Origin of the sequence: Actinomadura sp. NPDC048394 (assembly GCF_040651755.1) — a bacterium.
Lineage (GTDB): Bacteria > Actinomycetota > Actinomycetes > Streptosporangiales > Streptosporangiaceae > Spirillospora > Spirillospora montaniterrae.
On record NZ_JBEZJL010000163.1, the window covers coordinates 1 to 4,666 of the forward strand.

The following is a 4,666-nucleotide window of genomic DNA, read 5'->3' on the forward strand; positions in this document are numbered from 1 at the left end:
GCCGCCACTTCCGCCCAAAACCCATACCCCCCCCCCAAAACCGTTGGGTCGGTTGGGTCGCTCCGCGACCCAACCGACCTCACGAAAGATCGAGGTTAACATCATCCAGTCCTCGAATCGCCTCAATCGGCTCCGGGAGTAAATGCCGCGTGGCTTCATCAAGGTGCTCGACATAATGAAGGAAGGCGCCAATAGTTCCTTCTCCATTTTTGCGCATTCGCAATCCAAATCTTCCACCAAGCGCAGAAAGGCCGAGGAATTTTCGGAGCCAAGAATGGATTGAACGAGTCGCCTATCGTAATCGGTCAGCCCACTCGGTCTACTGGACAACTCTCCCAGCTTGGCCATGGATGACATTTCGCCACCATTTGGCACAGTCAGCCATTTCACTTGCCGATGCCCGAACTGCAAATCGTCAAACCATTGCACCACCTTCCCGGATCCCTTACATAATCACGTATCATCAAGCCGTACTTATGGTTTGACGCATATCGGCACACCGCATCGCGCACCTGCGGGGGGGGGCAGGTTATGGAACACGTGCCCCAGCCGGCTCTCACCGTATGCTTCGCCTTCGGCATCGCTCAGGAACTGCTTAAAATTCCACGGTACGGTATGCGGCTCATGGGCTGAAGCGGTGCAGGCAGACGCTGCATCATCCGGTGTACCGAGCTCTGCATCGGAGGGATGGTCATGCGATGAACCACCGGCACCCGGTTCAGCAACGCTGGCCTGTCCGCTGCGCGCACCCGCATTCTCGGGTCCTTCTGCCAGGTCCGCAGTTTTGGTGCCGGCGTCAGTGAAAGGGTCAGATTCGTCCCTGACGTAATGGCTGCGCGGGTCCGAATGCGGGTGGCCGACCGCATCGGTGTCACCTCTGCCCCGGCCATTCTGCGGTGCGAGGCTCAGGCGTTCGACCCGATGCCGGCGGCTGCGTCTCGGGCGGCCTGTCGGCCGCTGGAGCGCCGACTTCCTCACCAGGCGACCAAGGAGCGACCTGGTCACCGGACGGGGCGGCTGCCTCGCCGGGTTCGACCTCGTCCTGATGAAGCGGCCTCGGCTTGGTCGGATCAGCGGTTTCGAGTTCGCCGCCAGGAAGAGGACCGCCTTCTTGAGGCGCATCTCCCAATACTTCCGAGCCAGGACGTGCCTCGGAAGCAGCGGGATGGCCCGGCGACGCCTCCGATCCGCCGGACGAGGCCTCGCCCCTGGTTCCTGCCGCGGAGCGGTCGTCCTCATACCAGCCGTAGTGCAAGCGTGGGTCCACACGTTCGGGATGGACCACATCGGAGGTGGTCTCGCTCAGCGACTCACCATACTGGTCCCGCATACGCGTCTCAGGCGAAGGGTCGGATGCAGGACGTTGCACCTCAGGTGGCTTGGCATTCCCTGAGCGCGGTGGCTCATCACCATGGGGAACGTGCGCGACCGCGTGTGCTGGCTCAGGGGCCGGCACCCGCGGAGTTTCCGCCGCCGGGCGTTCGACCTCGCCACGTTCTGTTAGGCCGTCTGGCAGCGGTTCAGCACCTGATTCGTTGACATGAGAAGGAACGGTTGAGCCTGGGCTGCCGGTCGCGTGCACACCTCTGGGGCGGCTAGGGGCTGCGGCGCCGAGCGGACCGCCTTCGTGGGGTGTCGCTGGCGGGCCAGAGTTCTCGGGTCTCGTTCCGAAGCGCGGGGCGTCGTGATCCAGAATCGGCGTGGTTCCTCTTGCGTTCGCCTTGATGAATTCCCAGCGTTTCATCATGCCTTCGAACCAGTCACTGCGGTCGCGCGCCTCGAATCGGGGGCGCAGGGCGTTCAGGCGTTGCTCAATGGCCTCAACGTCAGCAGGATTGAGCGCATTGGGACGCCAGATGTACTCCTCGCCACGTGGACCGATGCGCGTACCTTCAACGAAATGCCTGCTGAATGGGTTGCCGGCCTGAACCGCCGCACTGTCCGGTTCGAGCCAGAAGGTGGCGCCGTGATCGATGCCCCAGACTCGGCCCTGCCGATCGACCAGCCACTCACGGTCACCGTTTGCGGTCAGGGCATCCATCAGGCCCAGGTTGCGTGCGCCGGGCTTGTCGCCGTACAACGCCCGCAGATCATCTGGGTGTGCATGCGGGTGCATGTCCCAGACCCCTTGCCCATCCACGTGCTCCATGTAGAGCGTGTGGGCATCCGCCCTGTGAACCGCTGGAACGCGCGCTTCAACCGCGTGCCCGACCAATGCGCTGAGTTCGTCAGCGTCGGCGGTATCAAGGTCCTCGCCCCATGTCACCTTGCGGACGGCTTTGCTGCCGTCGTTGAAGGTGACCAGATCAACCCGCTCGGCAACACCTCCGCGGAAGAGCGGTACCGTGCGGCGCTCGTCTATCCCGGACTCGATACCGCGGCGCAGCCGATCTGCAATCGACGTGACCGAATCCGGCTCGGGCATAGGCGGCCTGTGTCCGGCCTGCTCACCCGCAGCCTTGGTCTGGGGCGGTGCTCCGTCATGGTGCGGGTGTGCCGCGCCCGGTTCGGCCGGGTCACCGGCCGGGCCTTGGCCAACAGAGTCCTCGATGCGCTGGATCGGGCGGCCCTGATCTGGAAGCCGACCAGTTACAGGAGCCTCCGACCCGGGAACGGCCTGGCCTGGGCGATCTACGGATGACGGACGTTGCGCCCCAGATGGCTTGGGGATCCCTGAGTGCGAGGGCTCCTCACCATGGGGAACGCTCGCGGCCGCGTGTGGTGGCTCGGAGGCCGGAGCCGGCGGGGTAGCGGCCGCCGAGCGCTCGGCCGCACCACGTCCTACGACGATATCCGGCGGCGAGTCAGTGACATGAGAGGGAACGGTCGAGCACAAGCGTCCAATCTCGGGGGCCATGACTTCGTCCGGCCGGAGAACACGTGCATGCACGTGGTACTGGCCCCGGCCGAACACGTCGGTACCGACTCGTTCTACGCTGACGATCTTATATCGCAGACGCCGCTGCAGAACGAATTCACGCTCAAGCGGTTTGGCGGACGACCGCCCCACCCATATTCCTTTTGTGCCGGCGGGCACATCAAGCGTCAAGATGTTATTGGGAGAGAACAGCGTCTCGCCGAGCGACGCTGACGTGTATCCCGCCTCGGTTTGGGATGTATTCTCCAGGAGCTTTGGATCACCTTCTCCAAGGGGGGTTCCGTCGGAAAGGCGCAAGTGGCCGAGGCTGCCAACGCTGCGTTTGAGTTGAATAGAGTCCGGGAGCGAGAACGTCGACAGCCCCTGGTCGATCAATTCGATCTGCTTTTCGAGCAGCTCTCGAGTGGGCATCTCACGTAGATAGCGCTCAAGGCTTTCATGCGTCCCCGCATTGCCGTATATTTCCTTTAGCCGGCCCGGGGCAGGCGAGTTCAGCACATCCTCTATGGCGTTGCGCTCACCGGAGGTCAGGTCGATGGTGCGCAGTATCTGGGGCAGGTCAGAAGCCGCAATATTCCGCTGTAGCCGTAGCGACAGGCCAGTCAGATGCTCGGCCAACATTCTGTCTCTATGGAGAGAATTCAAGAAGCCGCCGAGATCCCTACCCTCATCCATAGCGCGTAGTGCGGTGTTCAAGACGCCGCCGCGAGTGTAGTCGTAAATGGCCGCGTGCTGGTCCGGCGCGTTCTCGGCCAGTGCCTTGAACGCGTGCGCATAATATTGTTCACCGTACGCCTCACCATCGGCACCCTCGAAACGCAGATACTGCTCAGGGTCCGGCGGGGCCGACCTGCCATCGGCCACAGGTGCGTCTCGTTCCGAGGCATCCCTCGCAGTGGACTCGGGGTGCGGTGCTTCCTGACCGTGCCCTGTTCGGGAGCCGGTGTGCGGCGGCGGAACGTCGGCGGGTGGCTTGGGCGGAGCGGTGGTATGTGCAGGTTGAGCGACCTGGTCAGTTCGGCCCGTCGCAGGGTTCGCGAGCCGTGGGGAGTCCGTTGGTTGTTCGCTCTCAGTGTGGCTGGGTTTGGGGTTTTTGTTTTCTGGGCGGCTTGCCGTGGTTCTGGGGGGCCGTTCCATCGTGTGCGGGATGCCAGGGGCGCGTCCACTAACGGAGGCGGCGGTCTCTGTTGTCGGCGGGGCGCCGGGCTCGTGTGCGGCTTGGGTGGGTTGGTGCGTGGACGGGCGGTGCGTGGACGGGCGGTGCGTGGATGGGCTAGGTGTGGCCGGGTTGTGCGTGGGCGGGCCGGGTCGGGGGGGTTCGTTGGGTTCGGCGGTCATGCGTGCGGGGGGCCGGCCTGTGCCGGGGCCGCTCTCCACGTGGCGTCTGGGCGGACCTGTTGGAGCGTCCGATAGTGCACTGATCGGCGGGGCCGCCGATTCAGGGGGCAGGGGCGTGTCCAGGGCCTTGGGTGGGCTGCCGACGGTGGCAGGTTGGGCGCCGTGGCGGGCGGGTGGTTGGTGGATAAATGTGCGGGGGATATCGCCTGCGGTGGTCGGGAGTCCGGCTGGCGGCTCAGGGGTGGCGGTCTGGGGTGGTGCTGCCGCTTGCCCGGGGGCCCCTGCCGCGGCGGGCGCGGCAACGGCGGGCGGGGCGGTAGCGGCCGAGGCTGGGGCGGGTGCGGCAGCGGCGGGTGCGGCGGCTGAAGCTGAGGCGGCAGCGGGGCTTGCTTTGAGTGCGTCGGCCAGGTCGCGGACGTTGATCCGTGCGAGCCTGTCGGCGGCGCCGGT

At 65.0% G+C, this 4,666-nt stretch carries 2 protein-coding genes; both read right to left on the bottom strand.

Annotation, left to right across the window (positions count from 1 at the left end; translation table 11 throughout):
- Positions 1-432, bottom strand: a 432-nt coding sequence (locus AB0C78_RS50470) for a hypothetical protein (protein ID WP_360762914.1), incomplete at its 3' end; no start/stop codon positions are given.
- Between the two features lie 439 nt (positions 433-871).
- A complete protein-coding gene (locus tag AB0C78_RS50475; RefSeq protein WP_360762917.1) occupies positions 872-3,742 on the bottom strand; it encodes an ADP-ribosyltransferase in 2,871 nt (956 codons plus the stop codon).
- Between the last annotated feature and the right edge of the window lie 924 nt (positions 3,743-4,666).